Source organism: Klebsiella sp. CN_Kp088 (assembly GCF_040064335.1).
In the GTDB taxonomy this organism is placed as follows: domain Bacteria; phylum Pseudomonadota; class Gammaproteobacteria; order Enterobacterales; family Enterobacteriaceae; genus Klebsiella; species Klebsiella aerogenes.
The window spans coordinates 67267-90248 of record NZ_JBEAIQ010000026.1; the positions used below are offsets into that span (position 1 = coordinate 67267).

21 protein-coding genes are annotated in these 22982 nt (G+C 55.3%); 6 read left to right on the top strand and 15 right to left on the bottom strand.

What is annotated here, in order from left to right; genetic code table 11:
- The first annotated feature begins 3 nt into the window (after positions 1-3).
- Positions 4-1530: an exopolyphosphatase gene (gene ppx / locus ABLV08_RS16440; protein WP_020078189.1), complete on the top strand. Its 1527-nt coding sequence runs from the start codon at positions 4-6 to the stop codon at positions 1528-1530.
- A gap of 48 nt (positions 1531-1578) precedes the next feature.
- Here the strand turns inward: ppx and ABLV08_RS16445 are convergent, their stop codons facing one another.
- Positions 1579-3810, bottom strand: coding sequence for an EAL domain-containing protein (locus tag ABLV08_RS16445; RefSeq protein ID WP_049052558.1), 2232 nt, complete (start codon positions 3808-3810; stop codon positions 1579-1581).
- Positions 3811-4180: 370 nt separating this feature from the next.
- On the opposite strand from ABLV08_RS16445, the gene ABLV08_RS16450 reads away from it, so the two are divergent.
- The gene (locus ABLV08_RS16450; protein WP_015370389.1) at positions 4181-4372 is read left to right on the top strand and encodes a YfgG family protein; all 192 of its coding nucleotides are present in this window, start codon (positions 4181-4183) and stop codon (positions 4370-4372) included.
- A 3-nt stretch (positions 4373-4375) separates the two neighbouring features.
- Here ABLV08_RS16450 and ABLV08_RS16455 read toward each other — a convergent pair whose 3' ends face one another.
- Positions 4376-5269 carry a LysR family transcriptional regulator gene (locus ABLV08_RS16455; RefSeq protein ID WP_020078186.1) on the bottom strand — a complete coding sequence of 298 codons (894 nt, stop codon included), beginning with the start codon at positions 5267-5269 and terminating at the stop codon, positions 4376-4378.
- 98 nt (positions 5270-5367) lie between these two features.
- Between ABLV08_RS16455 and ABLV08_RS16460 the strand changes: the two genes are divergently transcribed.
- Entirely contained in the window at positions 5368-6576 is a 1209-nt protein-coding gene (locus tag ABLV08_RS16460) for an MFS transporter (protein ID WP_154105265.1), read from the top strand.
- Between the two features lie 34 nt (positions 6577-6610).
- Here ABLV08_RS16460 and ABLV08_RS16465 read toward each other — a convergent pair whose 3' ends face one another.
- The 4 genes from ABLV08_RS16465 to guaB form a co-directional block, all read right to left on the bottom strand.
- On the bottom strand, positions 6611-6943 hold the full coding sequence (locus tag ABLV08_RS16465) for a hypothetical protein (RefSeq protein ID WP_045377530.1): 333 nt from the start codon (positions 6941-6943) through the stop codon (positions 6611-6613).
- A gap of 30 nt (positions 6944-6973) precedes the next feature.
- Positions 6974-7207, bottom strand: a complete 234-nt coding sequence (locus tag ABLV08_RS16470; protein WP_154105266.1) for a type II toxin-antitoxin system Phd/YefM family antitoxin — start codon at positions 7205-7207, stop codon at positions 6974-6976.
- 141 nt (positions 7208-7348) lie between these two features.
- The gene (guaA, locus tag ABLV08_RS16475) at positions 7349-8926 is read right to left on the bottom strand and encodes a glutamine-hydrolyzing GMP synthase (protein WP_015703162.1); all 1578 of its coding nucleotides are present in this window, start codon (positions 8924-8926) and stop codon (positions 7349-7351) included.
- 69 nt (positions 8927-8995) lie between these two features.
- On the bottom strand, positions 8996-10462 hold the full coding sequence (gene guaB, locus ABLV08_RS16480; RefSeq protein ID WP_015370334.1) for an IMP dehydrogenase: 1467 nt from the start codon (positions 10460-10462) through the stop codon (positions 8996-8998).
- A 158-nt stretch (positions 10463-10620) separates the two neighbouring features.
- On the opposite strand from guaB, the gene xseA reads away from it, so the two are divergent.
- The 3 genes from xseA (at position 10621) to ABLV08_RS16495 (ending at position 13438) form a co-directional block, all read left to right on the top strand.
- Entirely contained in the window at positions 10621-11994 is a 1374-nt protein-coding gene (gene xseA, locus ABLV08_RS16485) for an exodeoxyribonuclease VII large subunit (protein ID WP_020078184.1), read from the top strand.
- An 80-nt stretch (positions 11995-12074) separates the two neighbouring features.
- Entirely contained in the window at positions 12075-13103 is a 1029-nt protein-coding gene (locus ABLV08_RS16490; RefSeq protein WP_048229228.1) for a M4 family metallopeptidase, read from the top strand.
- A complete protein-coding gene (locus ABLV08_RS16495) occupies positions 13100-13438 on the top strand; it encodes a protealysin inhibitor emfourin (RefSeq protein WP_042893060.1) in 339 nt (112 codons plus the stop codon). Before ABLV08_RS16490 ends, ABLV08_RS16495 begins: the two co-directional genes overlap by 4 nt.
- Here the strand turns inward: ABLV08_RS16495 and ABLV08_RS16500 are convergent.
- The 9 genes from ABLV08_RS16500 to ndk form a co-directional block, all read right to left on the bottom strand.
- Positions 13435-13650, bottom strand: a complete 216-nt coding sequence (locus tag ABLV08_RS16500; RefSeq protein WP_348856039.1) for a zinc ribbon domain-containing protein — start codon at positions 13648-13650, stop codon at positions 13435-13437. The two genes, ABLV08_RS16495 and ABLV08_RS16500, sit on opposite strands and share 4 nt — an antisense overlap.
- Positions 13651-13766: 116 nt before the next feature.
- Positions 13767-15245 (bottom strand): ribosome biogenesis GTPase Der, encoded by a 1479-nt coding sequence (der, locus tag ABLV08_RS16505; protein WP_015370328.1) that lies wholly within the window; start codon positions 15243-15245, stop codon positions 13767-13769.
- A 113-nt stretch (positions 15246-15358) separates the two neighbouring features.
- A complete protein-coding gene (gene bamB, locus ABLV08_RS16510; protein WP_101739562.1) occupies positions 15359-16537 on the bottom strand; it encodes an outer membrane protein assembly factor BamB in 1179 nt (392 codons plus the stop codon).
- A gap of 10 nt (positions 16538-16547) precedes the next feature.
- Positions 16548-17168 (bottom strand): YfgM family protein, encoded by a 621-nt coding sequence (locus tag ABLV08_RS16515; protein WP_348856041.1) that lies wholly within the window; start codon positions 17166-17168, stop codon positions 16548-16550.
- Positions 17169-17202: 34 nt separating this feature from the next.
- Positions 17203-18477 (bottom strand): histidine--tRNA ligase, encoded by a 1275-nt coding sequence (gene hisS / locus ABLV08_RS16520; RefSeq protein ID WP_015703166.1) that lies wholly within the window; start codon positions 18475-18477, stop codon positions 17203-17205.
- An 89-nt stretch (positions 18478-18566) separates the two neighbouring features.
- Entirely contained in the window at positions 18567-19688 is a 1122-nt protein-coding gene (gene ispG, locus ABLV08_RS16525) for a flavodoxin-dependent (E)-4-hydroxy-3-methylbut-2-enyl-diphosphate synthase (protein WP_015370324.1), read from the bottom strand.
- A gap of 26 nt (positions 19689-19714) precedes the next feature.
- Positions 19715-20713 carry a cytoskeleton protein RodZ gene (gene rodZ / locus ABLV08_RS16530; protein WP_032715152.1) on the bottom strand — a complete coding sequence of 333 codons (999 nt, stop codon included), beginning with the start codon at positions 20711-20713 and terminating at the stop codon, positions 19715-19717.
- 274 nt (positions 20714-20987) lie between these two features.
- Positions 20988-22154, bottom strand: coding sequence for a bifunctional tRNA (adenosine(37)-C2)-methyltransferase TrmG/ribosomal RNA large subunit methyltransferase RlmN (locus ABLV08_RS16535; protein WP_015370322.1), 1167 nt, complete (start codon positions 22152-22154; stop codon positions 20988-20990).
- A gap of 350 nt (positions 22155-22504) precedes the next feature.
- Complete coding sequence (gene ndk, locus ABLV08_RS16540) at positions 22505-22936, bottom strand: nucleoside-diphosphate kinase (protein WP_139396967.1); 432 nt, start codon at positions 22934-22936, stop codon at positions 22505-22507.
- Positions 22937-22982: the final 46 nt, after the last annotated feature.

A 22982-nucleotide genomic window follows, 5' to 3' on the forward strand; every position in this document is an offset into this window, starting at 1 on the left:
CCTATGCCAATAAACGAAAAAACCCCTCGGCCGCAGGAGTTCGCTGCGGTCGACCTTGGTTCGAACAGTTTTCATATGGTGATCGCCCGTGTCGTCGACGGGGCAATGCAGATCATCGGTCGCCTGAAGCAGCGCGTCCACCTGGCCGATGGCCTGGATGAAAACTCGGTGTTGAGCGAAGAAGCGATTACTCGTGGGCTGAACTGCCTGTCGCTGTTTGCGGAACGTCTGCAGGGATTCTCCCCTTCCAGCGTTTGTATCGTCGGGACGCATACCCTGCGCCAGGCGGCTAACGCGGCGGATTTTCTCAAACGAGCGGAAAAAGTTATCCCTTATCCCATCGAAATAATCTCCGGTAACGAAGAAGCGCGTCTGATTTTTATGGGCGTCGAACATACGCAACCGGAGCGCGGCCGTAAGCTGGTTATCGACATCGGCGGCGGTTCGACTGAGCTCGTCATCGGCGAAGATTTCGAGCCCCGCCTGGTTGAAAGCCGACGTATGGGCTGCGTAAGCTTCTCGCAGGCCTATTTCGCCGGCGGCGTTATCAATAAAGAAAACTTCCAGCGCGCGCGCCTGGCGGCGGTGCAGAAACTGGAAACCCTGGCATGGCAGTTCCGTATTCAGGGGTGGAACGTGGCGCTGGGCGCCTCTGGCACCATCAAAGCCGCGCACGAAGTGCTGGTCGCCATGGGGGAGAAAGACGGCTTCATTACCCCGGAACGTCTTGAAATGCTGGTCAGTGAGCTTCTGAAGAATAAAAACTTCGACTCATTAAGCCTGCCGGGATTGTCGGAGGACCGCAAAGCGGTATTCGCCCCGGGTCTGGCGATTTTGTGCGGGGTATTCGACGCGCTGGCGATCAAAGAACTGCGCCTGTCCGACGGCGCCCTGCGCGAAGGCGTGTTGTACGAGATGGAAGGTCGCTTCCGCCACCAGGATATTCGCAGCCGTACGGCCCAGAGCCTGGCGAACCAGTACAATATCGATCGCGAACAGGCGCGCCGGGTACTGGAGACTACCACTCAGATGCTGGAACAGTGGCAGGAGCAAAACCCGAAACTGGCTAACCCGCATCTGTCTGCCCTGCTGAAGTGGGCGGTAATGCTACATGAAGTGGGGCTGAACATTAACCACAGCGGCATGCATCGCCACTCTGCCTATATCCTGCAAAATAGCGATCTGCCGGGCTTTAATCAGGAGCAGCAGACACTGATGGCCACGCTGGTGCGCTATCACCGCAAAGCTATCAAGCTTGATGATTTGCCGCGTTTTACCTTGTTCAAGAAAAAACAGTTCTTGCCGCTGATCCAACTACTGCGTCTGGGCGTATTACTGAACAATCAGCGTCAGGCGACCACTACGCCGCCAAAACTGACATTGAAGACAGAAGCCAACCACTGGACGTTAATTTTCCCGCATGACTGGTTTAGCCAGAATGCGTTGGTGCTGCTGGATCTGGAAAAAGAGCAACAGTACTGGGAAGGCGTGCCGGAATGGCTGCTGAAAATTACTGAAGAAGAAGCGTAAAGCTGACATCTTTGACTAAAACGGCCGGGTCACACGCCCGGCCGTTTTTTATGCGACGTCAGCCGCGCAGGCCAGTTGTTCTATCGGAACCGGCATTCCAATGTCAAAGCCCTGCATATAATCAATCCCCAGCGAAATCACCGCCTGGCGGATCTCCGGTGATTCCACATACTCCGCCACTACCTGCATATTTTTGATTTGCGCCAACCGGCAAATCGACGCCACAACCTGATAATCCAGACTGCTGGTGACCAGATTACGGATAAAGCTACCGTCAATTTTCAGCATATCAACGTTAAGCGTTTTCAGCCGCGCATAGCTGGCATAGCCGGTGCCAAAATCATCAATCGCCACCCGGCATCCCAATTCCTGCAACCGCGCGAGCGTTTGTTGCGCCTGCTCCGGATTACTGAGCGAGTGATTTTCCGTCAGCTCAAAAATAAGCTGCCAGGGCTCAATATTATAATGATGCAGCATTTCCTCGACTTCGTCCGGGAAACGGCTGCGGCTGACCGAAACTGGCGACAGATTGATGGCCAAACGCATGCCCGGCAACGTATGGCGATTATCGTTCATAAAAGCCAGCGTATTGTCGATAACCCAGTTGTCGATGCGCGAAGCCAGGCCAAATTCGTGCGCCGCAGGCAAAAAATTATCCGGCGCAACCAGCTCCCCCTGCTCGCCCACCATACGCAACAGGACTTCATGATAGCTATCGCCGCGCATGCCGATAATGGGCTGCGCCATCAGCCGAAAACGATTCTGATCCAGCGCCTGCAGGATCTGGTTCATCATTGACACACGTTCTTTTAACCCCTGCTGAACGTGAACGGCGCCGCGGCGCTGCACGTTTTCCGGGTGGCCGCTGGTCAATGACATGTCGGCTATATTATTCAGTTCGCCGAGCAGTAAATACAGATGCTTGACAGGAGAACGTACGTTGCAATAGCTGATCCCGACAGGCGGCTGTAGCGGAATACCATCCCAGATAAAACGGAACTGCTTAATCCGCTCATCCAGCATCACGATGCGTTTTTGATGGTCGTCGCTATTCAGGCGTATCACCAGGTCATGGCCCGAAAGGTGATAGACCATTTCGTTCGGCTGCAGTATGTGACTCAGGTATTCCGACAGCTGCTGCTTATACTGAATGCGTAGCATCACGCCGTAGTGCCGCCCAAGCAACTCCAGCTCTGGCATGCGTAAAAAGCACAGCACCGACCAGGTCGAGTGGTTTAGCGCTCGGCTCAGGGCCCGTAAATTCGGCATATGAACGACCGGGTCGAGAAAGGCCATCCGGCGAACCCGACGGTGGATCATCCGCTGCTGCGTCGCCAGCATTGCCATATAAGCGATAATAAAAGAGAACACCAGGTAACTGGAGGAGGTAATCGCCAGCTGGTTATTGTAGATCGGGGAAAATGGCAGGTAGCTGTAATGAAAATGGATAACCAGAATTAATATCGGCGGCCACGCCAGGGAAATAAAACGATAGCCAAAACGCATCGCCCCCCACAACATGACCGGCATAAGTAATGACAATGTATAATTTGTGCTAAATATCGTGCTGCTGGCATTTAACGGCATGAATAATAAAGCCAGTATTATTAACAATACTATTGCCCAGACAATAATTTCCAGCGGTTTTATTTTTTGGTCGATTTGTAAACGCACCTGGGATATAAAGCCGCGTAAGTGTAGCGGATTACGAATAACACGCAGCAAAAAATAGCACAGCGGCACACCGGTCAGACACCCTACCATCAGCGCCTGAAAAGTGATTAACGATCGTAAACTAAATGGCGTTGACCCCACCAGTTCCGCCGCCCGCGGATGCAGGCCAAGATACTCAGCAATCTGCGAAATAATGAGAAAAATTACCGAGGGCAGCAGCATTTGCCAGAACAGCCGATGCGGCATCAGGGCAACATTACCATGTGAAATCTGCTGACGGCGTGGAACGAAAATGCGATAACCGCCCCAGCACAGCACTGAGGGGATCAAAAAATGAAACAATACGCCGATAGATTGCTCGAAGGTCATTCCGCGCGTAATGGTCAGCAGCAAGCCGACTATAATGCCCGGAATCGCCGCCCAGCCGAAAAACAGCATCAGGCTCAATACTAACGCCAGCGGAAGATAAAACAGAAAGACGGTGTGACCGTTAAGATTTGCAAATGTATTCGCGGCGCGCGCCAGCGGCAACAGCAGCGTAGGGAGGATGAGCGGTAGTGCCCACCATTTATCCTGATATCGTTTGTATAGTTTAATAATACTCATAGATGCTCGACAGATTACCCCAACTCCTGCGGAGTATATTCAGACAGGCATCCAACCCGACCAGGCTAACCGCGAAAGTAATAACGATGCGGAACAGATGGACGATTTTAGTGGCCAATGGAATCAAGCAATTGACGCAAATCAACAAACTATTTAGCTAATATTAATAAAACTTATTTTTTTGCGGACTGGTGCAATATTCAAAATCCGTGTAAATACGATGTTCATCTTATATAACATTAAGTAATGTTTTAGCACTACGATTTTTACACCGCCGACAATTGACCCCGCCGCTATACTATGACTTAATACCCCCATCGCCCGTCTTCGGGTATACTTCAAGGAACCTTTTGTGAGTCAGGCACCCAGTATGCGTAAACGACATCGATTTAACCGTCGCATGACCCGTATCGTACTACTTATCAGTTTTCTCTTCTTCTTTGGACGCTTTGTCTACTCCTCTATCGGTGCCTGGTACCATCATCAGGACAAACAAGAGTCGCAGCAATCGACCATCACCATTGATGCTCCCGCGACACCAACGACCCCAGCCCAGGAATAACGCCTACGGCAAAATTTTTAGTTGGTGCAGCAGACGCAGCATCTCCGCTATCCCTTTGTTGATAACTTTATCCTGACGCATCACTACGCCCAGTTGGCGATAGAGCCGCGGCGATAGCGACTGTACACGTATTCCTGTGCGGTCATCTTCAGCCGCCACCGCCATCTTCGGTACGATACTGTATCCCAGACCAGCACGCACCATACGCTTGATAGCCTCAATGCTACCGAGTTGCATCACCGGCGCCGAGTTTACCCCGGCAGCGCGAAACCAGCCATCGATCAGCTCACGGGTCCCGCTGCCGGCTTCAAATGCTATTAGCGAAAGTGCCTGTAGCAGTGAAGGCGTCAATTGCCCCACTAGCGGTTCATCATCGTTGGCAGTAATAAATACAAACTCTTCCTCCAGCACTGGCGTTACCGCCAGGCTGCGGCCGCTGGCAGGTAAGGTCACCAACCCCAGATCAAGCCGGCTCTCTTCCACCGCACGTACAATGTCAAGCGTATTACCGGTCGTGACGCCAACCGTTAACAGCGGATGCTTCTCGCGTAGATGGCACAATAGCGGCGGCAGCAAATGAATACAGGCCGTCGCCCCGGTACCGAAGCTCATCGTGCCGTGCACTTCATGGTTAAACTCAGCCACCGACTGCACCGCCGTATTCACCGCCTGCTCAATAATCTCACTATGGGCCAGTAGCGCCAATCCGGCGGCAGTAGCCTTGATCCCTCGCCCGGTACGCTCAACCAACCGCGTCTGCAGGAACTGCTCAAGCTGGCGAACCTGCAGGCTTACCGCCGGCTGCGATATTCCCAGTACATCAGCGGCGGCGGAAAAACTGCCGCGCTGCGCCACCAGCCGGAAGGTTGTCAGATTTACCAAATTCAGCATCGTCATCACAAAGTTTCTCTTATGCAGGCTATAAGCCCCAGGTGCTGCCTGCACAATAGCGCGCGCGATATGCTGCCGACAACTGCATAACGCTCTGGAATTCAATGAAAACGTCAATCTTGCCTGGCACCGCGCCTCTTTCCCTTACCCTCGCAGCCGGCGGCAACCAGCTCATCAACTGGGGGATCGTTTTTTATATGCCCGGTACCTTTGCCGGCGCTATTGCTAATGATACTGGCTGGGGCGGAACAGAGATCTATCTCGGTTTGACCTTCGCCATGCTGATGATGGCGGCGATCTCGCCTTTTATCGCCCGCCTGTTGGCCTGGTTTGGCGGTCAGCGGGTGGTGTTCATCGGTTCATTAACCATCGCGGCAAGCTGCCTGGCAATGTCGCAGGCAGACAGCCTGATCTTCTGGTACGTCGCATGGCTACTGGCCGGTGTCGGTATGCGGCTGGCGCTATACGATGCGCTGTTCGCCGCGCTGGTTAACCTGTACGGTCAACGCGCCAGAGTAACTATTTCACGGGTGACCCTGGCTGGAGGACTGGCCTCAGCGATATTCTGGCCGCTGGGCACCGCGCTGCTCGCGCTAATGGGCTGGCGTGGAGCGCTGGTAATCTACAGCCTGTTTGGCCTGCTTAGCGCACTACTGCTGTGGCGGATGCCTAATCAATGCTTGCCCGACCGGAGCGCTCATCAGGAGAAAGTGCCGCTTTCCCGTCGCAACCAGCACATAGGCCTGCTGTACGCCTCGCTTATCGCTTTGGTCACCTTTATTTCTAACGGCACATCCACCCATCTGCCTGAGTTTATCGCCAGCTACGGTCTGCCGGTAATGATAGGGGTACTATGGGGCATCGGACAGACCGGCGCCCGATTTCTGGAGGTGATTTCAGGAGCGCGCCTCTCCCCACTTCGGTTAACGCTGTTGACCACAGCGCTGTTGCCGCTCTGCTTTTTACTGGGCCTCAACGCCGCCTCGCTAAGCTGGACCGTTGGCGGTTTCGTTTTCGCCTACGGGGCCATTAACGGCCTGACGACGGTATTTAAAGCAACATTACCGTTGCAGCTATTCGCGGCGGAAGATTACGCGCGGCGTACCGGACGGCTGTTGATCCCAGCGCAACTACTGGCCGCCGTCTCGCCATTTGCCTATGCCTGGCTAAATCAACATCTGGGGATAGAAAGGAGCCTTGCTATTTCGGGTCTATTATCGCTGGTCGTACTGGGGCTGGCGCTGAGAATCGGCTGGCTGCAGCGGCGGCAGGTTGTGCGGATAACTCAGGGACAAAGTGAAGAGAGGGTATGAAAAACCCTCTGTAAAACACACATATTTAGGACTATCAGGCCACGATCAGACGCTTAAACAGCAGCTGCTGAACATCCTGCCGATGTGCCAGGATCGCATGCGCGGTTACTAACGTTCCGTCTACGGAATACAAAACCCGGTAGCCTTCAGCGTGATTAAACTCCCGATATTTGGCGCAGCCAATTTTCAGCAATTCGGGGCAAATCTGGCAGCCCAAGGGGAACTGTCCTACGGTGCTCTCAAACTGGGTGAGAATATCTGCGATAACCGGACGCGGCTCAACATCAACACGCTTCAGAAAACCCGCTATTGTGTCGATGCAGTGCTTTACTGTAAGCGTATACTCAAAGATCACCTGCTGTTCCATGGAAATCCCTTAACGTTGAGCGCGCTGCGTTTAATCCGCAAGGCCATCCAGCAACAGGTCTTTCGAGAACACGCGCCCTTCCGCTTTATCTTTCTCTGACAGAGTAAGCAATTTCAGCAAAGCAATGGCGTTTTCCCGTTCCTGCTGCTGATCATAGGACTCTATAACGTAAGCAGGCACACCGTTTTGTGTGACCAGGATAGGTTCTGACAGATCAAGCGTTGCCGCGTTCTTTTTAACGTAGCTGATAGTCTCTACTTTCATGTTGGTCCGCCTAATGGTCATGTCTCGGTTTTAATATAGACTATATTTAGACTACGCTCAATAATCCTTCCTCAGCGCCATTTACCAGGACATAAAAAAACCCTCTGTAAACAGAGGGTTTGGTTCAGCTATCAGCAGGAATTATTCCCACTCAATAGTCGCTGGCGGCTTACCGCTGATGTCGTACACCACGCGGGAAATACCGTTAACTTCGTTGATGATGCGGTTGGAAACACGGCCGAGGAAATCATACGGCAGGTGCGCCCAGTGCGCGGTCATAAAGTCGATGGTTTCTACCGCACGCAGGGAGACGACCCAGTCGTATTTACGGCCATCGCCCATCACGCCGACGGAGCGAACCGGCAGGAACACGGTAAATGCCTGGCTTACTTTGTCATACAGGTCGGCTTTGCGCAGTTCTTCAATGAAGATAGCGTCCGCGCGACGCAGCAGGTCGCAGTACTCTTTCTTCACTTCGCCGAGTACGCGAACGCCAAGGCCCGGCCCCGGGAACGGGTGGCGGAACAGCATGTCGTACGGCAGGCCCAGCTCCAGGCCAATCTTACGCACTTCGTCTTTGAACAGCTCTTTCAGCGGTTCAACGAGGCCCATCTTCATCTCTTTCGGCAGACCGCCCACGTTGTGGTGAGACTTGATGACGTGCGCTTTACCGGTCGCGGAAGCGGCGGATTCGATCACATCAGGGTAGATAGTGCCCTGCGCCAGCCATTTCACGTCTTCCAGCTTCAGCGCTTCTTCGTCAAACACTTCAACGAAGACGCGGCCAATGATTTTACGCTTCGCTTCCGGATCGTTTTCGCCCTTCAGCGCGGTCAGGAAGCGATCTTCCGCCGCAACGTGCACGATGTTCAGGCCGAAACGGTCGCCGAACATATCCATAACCTGCTCGGCTTCGTTCAGGCGCAGCAGGCCGTTATCCACGAATACGCAGGTCAGGTTTTTGCCGATAGCGCGGTGCAGCAGCATCGCGGTAACGGAAGAGTCAACGCCGCCGGACAGGCCGAGGATGACTTTATCTTCACCTACCTGCTGACGAATACGCTCAACTGCGTCGTCGATGATCTTCGCCGGCGTCCACAGCGCTTCACACTGGCAGATATCGCGCACAAAGCGCTCCAGCATACGCAGCCCCTGACGCGTGTGGGTGACTTCCGGGTGGAACTGTACGCCGTAGAAGCGTTTTTCTTCATTCGCCATGATGGCGAACGGGCAGCTTTCAGTGCTGGCGACGGTCACAAAGTCGGAAGGGATAGCGGTGACTTTATCACCATGGCTCATCCACACGTCCAGCAGCGGCTTACCGTCTGCGCTCAGCGCATCTTCGATGCCCTTGATCAGCGCGCTGTCGGTCTGCACTTCCACCTGCGCGTAACCGAACTCGCGCTCGTTGGAAGCTTCAACGTGGCCGCCCAGCTGCATGGCCATGGTCTGCATGCCATAGCATACGCCGAATACCGGTACGCCGGCTTCGAAGACGTACTGCGGCGCACGCGGGCTGTTGTCTTCGGTGGTGCTTTCCGGGCCGCCGGAAAGAATAATGCCGTTCGGGTTGAACTCGCGGATTTGAGCTTCGGTCACGTCCCAAGCCCAGAGCTCGCAATAGACCCCTAATTCACGTACGCGACGCGCAACCAGCTGGGTGTACTGAGAACCGAAGTCCAGGATAAGAATGCGATGTTTATGAATGTTATCCGTCATTGACGTTAATTCCAGAGAAGTAGCGATGATTGAATAAAAATCGCCCGGCGCGTAGCCGGGCGATGAAAATCAGGAGCCCATGCGGTAGTTCGGGGATTCCTTGGTGATCGTCACGTCGTGAACGTGGCTCTCCTGGATGCCCGCGCCGCTGATACGCACGAACTCTGCTTTGGTACGCAGTGCGTCAATAGTACCACAACCGGTCAGACCCATACAGGAGCGCAGGCCGCCCATCTGCTGGTGAATGATCTCTTTCAGGCGGCCTTTATAGGCAACGCGGCCTTCGATACCTTCCGGCACCAGTTTGTCAGCGGCGTTATCGCTCTGGAAGTAACGGTCAGAGGAACCTTTGGACATCGCGCCCAGGGAACCCATACCGCGGTAGGATTTGTAAGAACGGCCCTGATAGAGCTCGATTTCACCCGGGGATTCTTCGGTACCGGCCAGCATGGAGCCAACCATCACCGCGGCGGCGCCTGCGGCAATCGCTTTTGCGATATCGCCGGAGAAACGGATACCGCCATCGGCGATAACCGGAATACCGGTGCCTTCCAGCGCTTCAACCGCGTCGGAAACGGCGGTGATCTGCGGAACGCCTACGCCGGTAACGATACGGGTAGTACAGATGGAGCCTGGGCCGATACCCACTTTCACCGCGCTGACGCCAGCTTCCGCCAGGGCACGAGCACCCGCGCCGGTCGCCACGTTACCGCCGATGATTTGCAGGTCAGGATATTTAGCGCGCGTTTCGCGAATACGCTGCAGAACGCCTTCGGAGTGACCGTGAGAGGAGTCGATCAGCAGAACGTCAACGCCTGCGGCAACCAGCGCGTCAACGCGCTCTTCGTTACCGGCGCCAGCGCCAACGGCCGCGCCAACGCGCAGACGACCGTGCTCGTCTTTACACGCATTCGGTTTACGTTCCGCTTTCTGGAAATCTTTTACGGTGATCATGCCGCGCAGGTGGAAGCTATCATCCACTACCAGCGCTTTTTCTACGCGTTTTTCATGCATTTTCGCGAAGACCACTTCACGGCTTTCACCTTCACGCACGGTGACCAGGCGCTCTTTCGGCGTCATATAAACGCTGACCGGCTGATTCAGGTCGGTAACAAAACGCACGTCGCGGCCGGTGATAATGCCGACCAGTTCGTTGTCTTCGGTCACTACCGGATAACCGGCGAAACCGTTACGTTCGGTCAGTTCTTTCACTTCGCGCAGGGTGGTAGTCGGCAGAACGGTCTGTGGATCGCTTACCACGCCGGATTCATGTTTCTTCACGCGACGGACTTCTTCCGCCTGGCGCTCGATTGACATGTTTTTATGAATAAAGCCGATGCCGCCTTCCTGGGCCAGGGCAATTGCCAGGCGCGCTTCAGTTACGGTATCCATCGCCGCGGAGAGCATAGGAATATTCAGACGAATCGTTTTCGTCAGCTGCGTGCTGAGATCGGCGGTATTCGGCAGAACGGTAGAATGAGCGGGAACAAGGAGGACGTCGTCAAACGTCAGGGCTTCTTTAGCGATACGTAGCATGGGCAATATCTCGACCAGGGTGGATAAATATTGCCGTGGCATTATACAGAGCGTAACCGATTGCATCCACCCTTTTTTGCAAATAATACTTGCGATCCCCTCTCAGCGCGTTACTATCGACTGAATAACCTGCTGATTTAGAATTTGATCTTGCTCACATGTTGCCATCTCAATCCCCTGCAATATTTACGGTCAGCCGCCTGAATCAGACGGTTCGCTTACTGCTGGAACGCGAAATGGGCCAGGTATGGATAAGCGGCGAGATCTCTAACTTCAGCCAGCCCTCTTCCGGCCACTGGTACTTCACCTTAAAAGACGATAACGCTCAGGTGCGCTGCGCGATGTTTCGCAACAGCAACCGTCGCGTCACGTTTCGCCCGCAGCATGGCCAGCAGGTGCTGGTTCGCGCCAACATTACCCTTTACGAGCCTCGCGGCGACTACCAGATCATCGTCGAAAGCATGCAGCCCGCCGGTGAGGGCCTGTTGCAGCAAAAATATGAGCAGCTCAAGGCGCTCCTGACGGCAGAAGGGTTATTCGATCAAAGCCACAAGCAGGCGCTCCCCTCTCCCGCGCACTGCGTCGGCGTCGTCACCTCCAAAACCGGCGCCGCGCTGCATGATATCTTACATGTGTTGAAACGCCGCGATCCCTCGCTGCCAGTGATTATCTACCCGACGGCGGTGCAAGGCGATGATGCGCCGGGGCAAATCGTGCGCGCAATAGCATTAGCCAACCAGCGCCAGGAATGCGATGTGCTGATCGTCGGGCGCGGCGGCGGTTCGCTGGAAGATTTATGGAGCTTTAACGACGAACGGGTCGCGCGGGCAATTTTCGCCAGCCGCATTCCGGTAGTGAGCGCCGTCGGCCATGAAACTGACGTCACTATCGCCGATTTCGTCGCCGACCTGCGTGCGCCGACGCCCTCTGCGGCGGCAGAGATCGTCAGCCGCAATCAGCAGGAACTGTTGCGTCAGCTACAGTCCGGCCAGCAGCGCCTGGAGATGGCGATGGATTACTTCCTCGCCAACCGCCATCGCCGCTTTACGCAGTTGTTTCACCGTTTACAGCAGCAACATCCTCAGCTGCGCTTAGCGCGTCAGCAGACCGAACTGGAGCGCCTGCGTCAGCGGATGCGCTTTGCGCTGGAAAGCCAGCTCAAACGTGCCGACCAGCGTCAGCAGCGCGCCGTGCAGCGGTTGAATCAGCAAAACCCGCAGCCGCGCATCCATCGCGCGCAGTCGCGTATTCAGCAACTGGAGTATCGTCTGGCGGAAAATATTCGCGCCCGCCTGAGCGAGCAGCGCGAGCGTTTCGGCAATACCGTGACGCATCTGGAGGCCGTCAGCCCGCTGGCGACGCTGGCTCGCGGCTACAGCGTCACCTCAGCCGGCGATGGCAAAGTATTGAAAAAAATCAAACAGGTGCAGGCTGGCGATGTCGTGACTACCCGGCTGGAAGATGGTTGGGTCGAGAGCGAAGTGACAGCCATCACTCCGGTGAAGAAAACGCGCGCCCGCAAAAAAGTCTGATTATCCGCCCGTTTCATGCGGGGATAACTATACTGCTGTCATGCCCTTTTAAAACCGTTCATCCGGCCAGGGAGCGTGATATGCCTGATACTCGTCCTCGTTTCGTGATTCCACCCTACATTTTACGCCGCATTGTCGATCATGGCTCCGCTCAGCAACAGCGCTGCGCGCAGCAAACGCTGAGCCATGTACAAACCCTGATGGCGCATGTGCCGGGCCGCCCCGCTGCCGCCCATGTCGCCATGCCAGGCCAGCTTGAGCGCGACATTTACGATGCCAGGCAGACTCAGGAACTTCCAGGGAGCCAGGTGCGTTTTGAAGGACAGCCTTCCAACGGCGATGTCGCCGTCGATGAGGCCTATGATTATCTCGGCATCACCCATGATTTTTTCTGGAAGAGCTATCATCGTGATTCGCTGGACAACCGCGGATTGAAGCTGACCGGCAGCGTCCACTATGGTCACGAATATCAAAATGCCTTCTGGAACGGGCAACAAATGGTGTTTGGCGACGGTGATGGCGAGATCTTTAATCGTTTTACTATTGCTATTGATGTGGTGGCGCACGAGTTAAGCCATGGCGTTACGGAGAGCGAAGCCGGGCTTATCTATTTCGAACAATCCGGGGCGCTCAATGAATCGCTTTCCGATGTTTTTGGCTCGCTGGTCAAACAATATCAGCGCCAGCAAACGGCAGACAAAGCGGACTGGATAATTGGCGAGGGGCTACTTGCGAAAGGTATTCACGGCCAAGGTCTGCGTTCGATGTCGCACCCGGGAACCGCCTATGATGACCCTATTCTTGGCAAAGACCCACAACCCGCCCACATGAAAGATTTTGTGCATACCCAGCAGGATAACGGCGGCGTGCATATTAACTCCGGCATTCCTAATCATGCTTTCTATCTCGCCGCCATCGCGCTGGGTGGTTTTGCATGGGAAAAAGCGGGATATGCCTGGTACGACGCGATTTGTGATAAATCGCTGGCAAAAGACGCCGATTTCCCGGCCTTTGCCAAACTGACGATTCATCATGGCGAAAAACGTTTTGGTAAAGAGACCGCCGAGGCGATTCGAAAGGCCTGGGAGGATGTTGGAGTCACATCATGAACGAGGCAGACCTCAGCGATGACGCGATTATTGAGCTGGCCCGCGAAGGTGGCGTCGCCTGGATCCCGACGCTGAGCGGCATGCGTAAGATTGTCGTGGCGCAGCTTAACGAACAGCAAAAACAGCGCATCGCCGCAATACTGCAGCAGTCGTTGCCGCTCGGCAAGCCGCCGGGGCAGCCGGATTCTCCGGGTAGCGGCGACCAGCGTTTCTTTCGCATCCAAATAATCAGCGCCCAGCACTATCACAGCCTGATCATTCTCGTCCCGGAAGAGCGGGCGCCGGAGGCGCTGGTTGAACTCTGGCGAAATGGTGAAGGCTGCGTTAGCGATTAACCGAGCACAAATTCGACGCGTTTTTTCGAAATCAGTCCGTGGCCGTGCTGGCAGAAATAATCCACCGCGCCGCAGGCCTTCAGTACTTCCAGCGGCTGATGGCAGTCCGGGCAGCGCGCCTCTACAGCAAACTCTTTCTCACAGTGCGCGCAATGCGCGACGTTGCCTTGTGCTTCCAACCGGGCATGGCAAATCGGGCAATTGAGTTCCATGGTGCCTCCTTCTCATAATGAATAGCATGAGTTTATCACGTCATACGTCAGCGTTGCTGACCCGCGAAGCGTTGAATAGGGTAGATAAAAAAACCCGCCAGCGGCGGGTTTCTGCATTATTTGCTTTTCTTGATATGTTTAATCAAGCGCTTACGCTTACGCATCTGGTTCGGCGTCAGGGTATTGCGTTTATTGGCAAACGGGTTTTCCCCTTCCTTGAACTGAATACGGATCGGCGTACCCATGACATCCAGGGATTTACGGAAGTAGTTCATCAGGTAACGCTTATAGGAATCAGGCAGGTCTTTCACCTGGTTGCCGTGAATCACCACGATCGGCGGGTTATAACCACCGGCGTGCGCATACTTCAGCTTCACGCGGCGACCGCGTACCAGCGGCGGCTGATGGTCTTCTGCTGCCATGGTCATAATGCGGGTCAGCATGGCGGTACCCACGCGACGGGTGGCGCTGTCGTAAGCTTCGCGCACCGATTCGAACAGGTTGCCGACGCCGCTGCCGTGCAGAGCGGAGATAAAGTGCACGCGGGCGAAGTCGATGAAGCCCAGACGGAAGTCGAGGGTTTCTTTCACCTGCTCTCTCACTTCCTGGCTCAGGCCATCCCATTTGTTGACCACGATAACCAGGGAACGACCGCTATTAAGGATAAAGCCCAACAACGACAGGTCCTGATCGGAGATGCCTTCACGGGCATCAATGACCAGCATCACCACGTTGGCGTCTTCAATCGCCTGCAGCGTCTTGATGACCGAGAATTTCTCCACGACGTCGGTAATTTTGCCGCGCTTACGCACGCCGGCGGTATCGATCAGCACATATTCGCGTTCATCTCGCTGCATCGGGATGTAGATACTGTCGCGGGTTGTGCCCGGCATATCGTAAACCACCACGCGATCTTCGCCGAGAATACGGTTAGTCAGCGTTGACTTACCGACGTTCGGACGGCCGACGATCGCCAGCTTAATCGGCAGATCTTGCGGGTTGAAGTCGTCTTCCGGCTCTTCAACTTCTTCGCCGTTTTGCTCGGCTTCAAACTGCGCCCAGTAGGCGGCGTCTTCATCCACTTCTTCCTGCGGATTAACCTCATCTACCCACGGTAGCAGCACGTGTTCCAGCAGGCTGGTAACACCGCGACCGTGCGAAGCGGCGATCGGATAAATATCGCCCAGCCCCAGCGACCAGAAATCGGCCATCGCCTGATCGACGTCGATGCCGTCGGTTTTGTTCGCCACCAGGAAGGTCGGTTTTTCGCGAGAACGCAGATGTTTGGCGATCGCGGAATCCGCCGGCATCAGGCCCGCGCGCGCATCAACCATAAACAGCACCACGTCGGCCTCTTCAATCGCCAGCAGAGACTGTTCCGCCATCCGGGTTTCCACGCCTTCTTCCGTACCGTCGATACCGCCGGTATCGATACAGATGAATTCGCGGCCTTCCACTTCAGCACGACCGTACTTACGGTCGCGAGTCAGCCCCGGGAAATCCGCGACCAACGCGTCACGAGTGCGCGTTAAGCGGTTGAAGAGCGTGGATTTTCCAACGTTAGGGCGCCCGACAAGCGCGACCACAGGTATCATGTTAAATGCCTCATACAAATTGCAATACAACCTCATTTTACGAGGTTTTTTAAAAAGTCAAAACGGCCCCTGTCTGTCAGGAGCCGTTTATTAAAGCGATACTACCGCGCGAGTTAACGCGTGATCGAATACAGCGTACCGTCTTTGGCCTGGATAAGCAGGCGACCGTCGGCGATAACCGGGTCGGTCAGGAAACCGGAGCTATCGACTTTCTGCTGCGCCACAAAGTGGCCGTCTTCCGGATTAATCCAGTGCATGTAACCTTCGCTGTCGCCTACCACCAGGCTGCCGTTATACAGCACCGGAGAAGTCAGCAGACGGTGCAGCAGATCGCTCTGGGTCCACAGCGTTACGCCGCCATCGGTGGTCAGCGCCAGCAGACGGTCATTCTGATCGACCAGATAGATACGGTCGCCGTCAACGATGAAATCGTTCACAGAACCCAGTTCGCGTTTCCAGATAATCTGGCCGCTGCGCAGATCCAACGCGGTCAGGTTGCCATTATAAGCCAACGTATAAACAACGCCATTAACGATAACCGGCGTGGTGTCAACGTCGTTCAGACGGTCGATTTCAGTCGGGCCGGTGGCCGTAGAAATACGCTGCTGCCAAATCATCTGCCCCTGCTGCATCAGCACGGCGCTGACGCGACCGTTGTCACCGCCGACAATCGCCGCGCCATAAGCGGTGGCCGGAGCGGACTCACCGCGCAGGGAGAGCGCAGGCATGTCCAGGTTCACGGTCCATTTTACCGCGCCGTCGGTTTCGTTCAGCGCCTGCAGCTGGCCGTTGCTGGTATGCACCAGTACCATGCCATCGCTAACGACCGGACGAGAAATCGCTTCACCCGCCACACGGCTCTGCCATGCGACTGTACCGTCACTGGTATTCAGCGCGAACAGCTGCGCCTTTTCAGTACCAACATAAACGTGGCCGCCGGAAACGGTCAGCCCGCCGGAGAGCAGCGCCGGGGCGCGCGAGAACCAGCCGTCTTTTTCCGCCAGGTTCACCGACCAGACTTCTTTACCGTCTTCAGCGTGCAGCGCTTTCACGGTGCCTTTACGGTCAGCCGCATACACAACGCCGTCGGCAAAGGCCGGGTGCAGGTTGGAATAGAAATCACCGATACCATCGCCAACTGAAGTGCTCCAGGACGTGGACGGCGTAAACTGGTTTTCCACCGTCGGCAGAGGTGACATTTTCACCACATCTTCTTCGCTGTTAAACAGCGAGCAACCGCTCAGTAAGGTGACGGAAAGCAGCCCTGGCAAAAGTAATTTACGCAATTGCATCGAGTCCCTCTCAGATGGACAAATTATTTATTTTCATACGCATCATTTCGCTGAGCACTGGCGATGCATCGCTTTTCACGCCTGCTTCCCAGGCCGCGCGGGCACCCTGCTTGTCGCCTTTGCTCAGCAGAATTTCACCGCGCAAATCGGCAACGATAGCGGTCCAGCCTTCGCCTTTAATGCCTTCCAGGGTTTTCAGCGCCGCATCCGGCTGCTTAAGCTGCAGCTGTACGCGGGCCAGACGCATATTGATAACCGATTTCAGGTTATCGTCAGAGGCGGCCGCCAGCCCTTGTTGCAGCTGCTTCTCCGCGCCCTGCAGATCGTTTTTATCGACCAGACGCTGCGCGAGCTCCAGCGATGCGAACGCGCCATAGGTGTTTTTGCTGTCGGCGGCGAATTTCTCCGCTGCGGTCAAGGTTTCAGGCGAACCTGACTTCAGCGCGGAAATGGCATTCTCATAGGCCAGAGAGGAATCCCGGGCCGAATCCAGCTGATGGGAAGTCCAGTAGCGCCAGCCAACCAGCGCGCCGATCCCTAAAATCACCCCGACGGCCAGCGCTTTACCGTTCTCGGCAAAGAAACGCTTGAGGGCGTCGACCTGCTCATTTTCGTTGTTGAAAGTTTCCACGCAGTCCTTCTCCTGACTAATAGTTTCCGGGAAATTAACCCAGAAGTGTGCGCAAATGCGCGGCAACGCTATCCTGCGTTACGGTAGTTTGCTCACCTGAGCGTAAATCCTTCACTACCACGTTTCCGTCAGCAATTTCTGACTCACCGACCACCAGCGCGACGCGCGCGCCCCACTTGTCAGCGCGGGCGAACTGCTTCTTAAAGTTACCGCCGCCGTGGTTAGTCATCAGCTTAACGCCGGGCAGCGCATCGCGAACCTGCTCAGCCAGACGCATTGCTGCGGACTGAGTATCGGTACCGGAGGCTACCAGGTATATATCGACAACAGGATCGGCTTTAAATTCCGGATTGACTGCCTGAACCAGTAAAACAAGACGTTCCAGGCCCATCGCAAAGCCAACGCCCGGCGTTGCGCGTCCGCCAAGCTGCTCTACCAGACCGTCATAACGGCCGCCGGCGCAGACGGTACCCTGCGAACCGAGGCTGGTCGTGACCCACTCAAATACGGTGCGATTGTAATAGTCGAGCCCGCGCACCAGGCGCTGGTTGACGGTATAGCGAATTCCAGCGGCGTCGAGCAGCGCGCACAGACCGGCGAAGTGTTCTTTGGACTCGTCGTCCAGATAATCGCCCAGCGCCGGCGCATCGTTCAGCAGCGCCTGCACTTCCGGATTTTTAGAGTCCAGCACGCGCAGCGGATTGGTATACATGCGGCGTTTGCAGTCTTCATCAAGCTTATCTTTAAATTGTTCCAGATAGGCAACCAGCGCGTCGCGATAGGCGGCACGCGCCTCCAGCGAACCGATGGAGTTCAGCTCAAGGCTGACGTGATCGGAAATGCCCAGCTCGCGCCACCAGCGCGCGGTCAACATGATAAGCTCAGCGTCGATATCCGGGCCCTGCAGGCCAAAGACTTCCGCGCCAATCTGATGGAACTGACGGTAGCGCCCTTTCTGCGGACGCTCGTGGCGGAACATCGGCCCCACGTACCACAGACGCTGTTCTTGATTGTACAGCAGACCATGTTCGATGCCGGCACGTACGCAGCCCGCCGTTCCTTCCGGACGCAGCGTCAGGCTATCGCCATTGCGGTCTTCGAAGGTATACATCTCTTTTTCAACCACGTCGGTCACCTCGCCGATCGCGCGTTTGAATAACGGGGTCTGCTCTACAATCGGCAAACGAATTTCGCTGTAACCGTAGCTACCGAGCACCTGCTTCAGTGAGCCTTCAATGCGCTGCCAGAGAGCGGTTTCGCCCGGCAGATAATCGTTCATGCCACGGATGGCTTGAATGTTCTTTGCCACGTTTATTCTCTTTATATATAAAAATGAACCCCGGCGCCTTGCGCCCGCAGGTTCAATCATACACGGGAAGCGTATTGCTTCCCAACACGTTATTTTGCTTCAACCTGCTGAACTTCAATACGACGCGCTTCATCCAGCATGGTGGCTTTCGCACGGATACGCGCTTCCAGCTGGTCGATCATGTCGTTGTTGTCCAGTCGGTCTTTGCGAACGCCGTCTTCGTACAGGCCGCTTTTCTTGTTGCCGCCGGTGACGCCGAGAGTGGAAACCAGCGCTTCGCCTGGGCCGTTAACAACACAGCCGATGATCGAAACATCCATCGGAGTGATGATATCTTCCAGACGCTGCTCCAGCGCGTTCACCGTACCGATGACGTCAAACTCCTGACGCGAGCAGGTCGGGCAAGCGATAAAGTTAATACCGCGAGAACGGATGCGCAGCGACTTCAGGATATCGAAGCCAACTTTGATCTCTTCCACCGGGTCGGCGGCCAGCGACACGCGCAGGGTATCGCCGATCCCTTCAGACAGCAGCAGACCTAAACCAATCGCGGATTTTACCGCGCCGCTACGTGCGCCGCCCGCTTCGGTGATCCCGAGATGCAGCGGTTGATCGATCTGCTTCGCCAACAGACGATAGGATTCAACAGCGAGGAAGACATCTGAGGCTTTTACGCTAACTTTGAACTGATCGAAGTTCAAACGATCGAGATGATCGACGTGACGCATGGCGGACTCTAACAGCGCCTGCGGCGTCGGCTCGCCGTATTTTTCCTGCAGATCTTTTTCCAGCGAACCGGCGTTGACGCCGATGCGGATAGGAATGTTTTTGTCGCGCGCGCAGTCCACAACCATGCGGATACGCTCTTCGTTACCAATGTTGCCTGGGTTGATGCGCAGGCAATCAACGCCATATTCAGCGACTTTCAGCGCGATACGGTAGTCAAAGTGGATATCGGCGACCAGCGGGACGTTGACCTGCTGTTTGATAAGCTTGAAAGCTTCCGCTGCGTCCATCGTCGGGACGGAAACGCGGACGATGTCCGCGCCTACGCGCTCCAGCGCTTTGATTTGATTTACCGTCGCGGCCACATCGGTGGTGCGAGTATTGGTCATCGACTGTACGGCGATGGGAGCCCCATCGCCAATCGGCACATTACCAACGTAAATGCGTTTGGACTTTCTACGTTGAATTGGAGCCTGGTTATGCATGAAAAATCTCCCGCGTTACCCGTCTATTACTGCGCCGGTGATTGTTCGGCATTAAGGGTCAGACGCGCAACCTGGTTAGTTCTGATAAAACGACTCAAATCGACTGGTTTGCCCAGATACTGGATTTGTACCGCAGCCGGGGCGCCGATTTTCAGCTTATACGGCGCCTGACCGCTCAGGTTCAGATTCCCGCCTTTACGCTGCAGGCCGCTGAACAGTTTCTTACCGGTCGCATCGCTCACTTCCAGCCAGCAATCAGCGCTAAAGTTCATCACCAGATCCTGAGCGGAAGCCGTCGTCGCGGCATTCGCCTGATCGGTCGGCAATGCGGAGGTCGGGGCTGGCGCAGCCGGCGCGGTGGCGGCGGTATCAACGTTAGCCTGCGAAGGAGCGACCACGGCGTTGTTATCCACCGGCGCGGGGGTAGCCGCTGGCGCGCTTGGTGCAGGTGCGGTGGAGGTATCGACCGGCGCGCTATTGGTATTGGCTGCCGTCGTATCCGGCGCATTATTCGCCGAGCTGGTATCCAGCGGAATTGACTGGCTGCCGCTATCGCTACTGTTCAGATCGCTGGTGGATTGATCGGCCATGCTGGTGATCTCTTCCTGCTGCGCTTTGTGGTCTTGCCACCACCATGCGCCGCTCAGGCCAATAACCACAAACAAAATCAGCCAGGTAAAGCTCATCAGCCAACCGTCGCGTTTTTTGCGACGTTTACCCAGCGAGAAGCTCTGCATCGGCGCCACTTTGGCGGCGCGAATCGGCGCTTGCTTCGCCATCATCGGCAGCAGTTCTTCTTCCGGAATATGTACGAGGCGAGCGTAGGAACGGATATAGCCACGCAGGAAGGTCGAAGCGAGATCGGCTGGCGCCTTATCTTCTTCAATATCACGAACCGTGGAAACCTTCAGGCATAAGCGTTCAGCCACCGCTTGCTGGCTGAGTCCGAGTTGTTCGCGGGCGTTACGCAGGCGCGCGCCCGTAGAGTTTGCTTCTTGATGGTCTTGAGTGGCTTCAGTATTCATTCGCTACAACTACTGGTACGTGAAATTTAAAGTTCAGCGCGGGAAAGAGCCTGCGCCGCGAGACACTGCTCAACGTCAACCGACAGTATAAGGCTGTCCGGGCGACTATCACAGAGACTTATCAATATTGAATGCTAAGCGGTTGTTGTACCGCTACATACTGCCTCAAAGTCGACAAAAACGCACCGTAATTATTAACCGAATCAGCGTATTTCGCCTGGCAATTCGACATATTTATGCAGCGCGCAGCGAAAGCTGTGCGCTGCATAACTTATCAGACGGCTTTCACGTCGATCGCTTCGCCCTGCATACGCTTACGCAGCGTACGTTTGGTACGGTCGATTACGTCGCCCGCCAGCTGGCCGCAAGCAGCATCGATATCGTCGCCGCGGGTTTTACGCACGATGGTGGTGAAACCATATTCCATCAGCACTTTGGAGAAACGATCGATACGGCTGTTAGAACTACGGCCATACGGCGCGCCCGGGAACGGGTTCCATGGGATCAGGTTGATCTTGCACGGCGTATCTTTCAGCAGCGCCGCCAGTTCATGGGCGTGCTCGGTACCGTCGTTGACGTGATCCAGCATGACATACTCGATAGTCACACGACCCTGGTTGGCGTTGGACTTCGAAATATAGCCGCGCACCGAGTTCAGGAAGGTCTCAATATTGTACTTTTTGTTAATCGGTACAATTTCGTCGCGGATGGTGTCGTTCGGCGCGTGCAGAGAAATCGCCAGCGCAACGTCGATCATGTCGCCGAGTTTATCCAGCGCCGGCACCACGCCGGAGGTAGACAAGGTCACGCGGCGTTTGGAGAGACCAAAACCGAAGTCATCCAGCATGATTTCCATCGCCGGAACGACGTTGTTGAGGTTCAGCAGCGGCTCGCCCATGCCCATCATTACCACGTTGGTAATTGGACGCACGCCGGTAGTCTTCACCGCGCCGACGATTTTCGCCGCGCGCCAGACCTGGCCGATAATTTCGGAAACGCGCAGGTTACGGTTGAAGCCTTGCTGAGCGGTGGAGCAGAATTTACATTCCAGCGCACAGCCAACCTGTGAAGAGACGCACAGCGTGGCGCGGTCTTCTTCCGGGATGTATACCGTTTCAACGCGCTGATCGCCAACGGCAATCGCCCACTTAATGGTGCCGTCGCTGGAGCGCTGCTCTTCAACGACTTCCGGCGCGCGGATCTCGGCGACTTCCTTCAGTTTACCGCGCAGGACTTTATTGATGTCGGTCATTTCATCAAAGTCATCGCAGCAGTAGTGATACATCCATTTCATCACCTGATCGGCGCGGAAAGGCTTCTCGCCCATGTTTTTGAAAAACTCGCGCATCTGCTGACGGTTTAAATCCAGCAGGTTGATTTTGGCATCTTTATTCGGCACCGTCAGAGCGGCGGTATCAGGTGTGACAATTTGTTCAGACATAATTTTTCCGGCCTCGTTATTACACGTTATGGCCCCAGGTGGGTTGAAAAAGAAACGCCCCGGAGAGCGACTGCTCGTCCGGGGGCGCTATATTCTACAAATTCTGGCGCATCATTGCCACGTTTGCACAAAGCAATGATAAAAAAATCTGTAACTGCGTACTTAATCCTCTAAGGCTTTTCGATTGTCAGGCCAACGCCGCGACGGTCGAAAAGACGAGGGTCGTATCTCCAAAGTATTTCAGGTCACCGCGAGGCGGCGAGTTCGCAAATCCCCGGGAGCATAGATAACTATGTGACCGGGGTGCGCGAATGAAGCCAACAAAGCGGTGGCGTGAAAGACGCAGGAGATTAGCGAGTGCGCGGGCAAACCTCGCCTTCAGCAAAGAAGAACGCGATTTCGCGAGCAGCGGATTCTACAGAGTCGGAACCGTGGGTGCCGTTCTCGGTGAAGCTGTCAGCGTAGTCAGCGCGCAGGGTACCGGCCAGGGCGTTGTCCGGGTTGGTGGCGCCCAGCAGGTCACGGTGACGCTGAACCGCGTTTACGCCTTCCAGTACGGAAACCACGATCGGGCCGGAGGTCATGAACTCAACCAGACCGTCGAAGAACGGACGACCTTCGTGCTCAGCATAGAAACCGCGAGCCTGCTCAACGGTCAGATGCAGCATTTTGGTGCCGACGATTTTGAACCCTGCAGCTTCAAAGCGAGAAAAGATGCTGCCAATAACGTTTTTTGCCACCGCGTTTGGTTTGATGATGGAAAAAGTACGTTCAATAGCCATGATTACCTCTAATTAAATGTTCTGTTGTTGCACATACGATCGTATG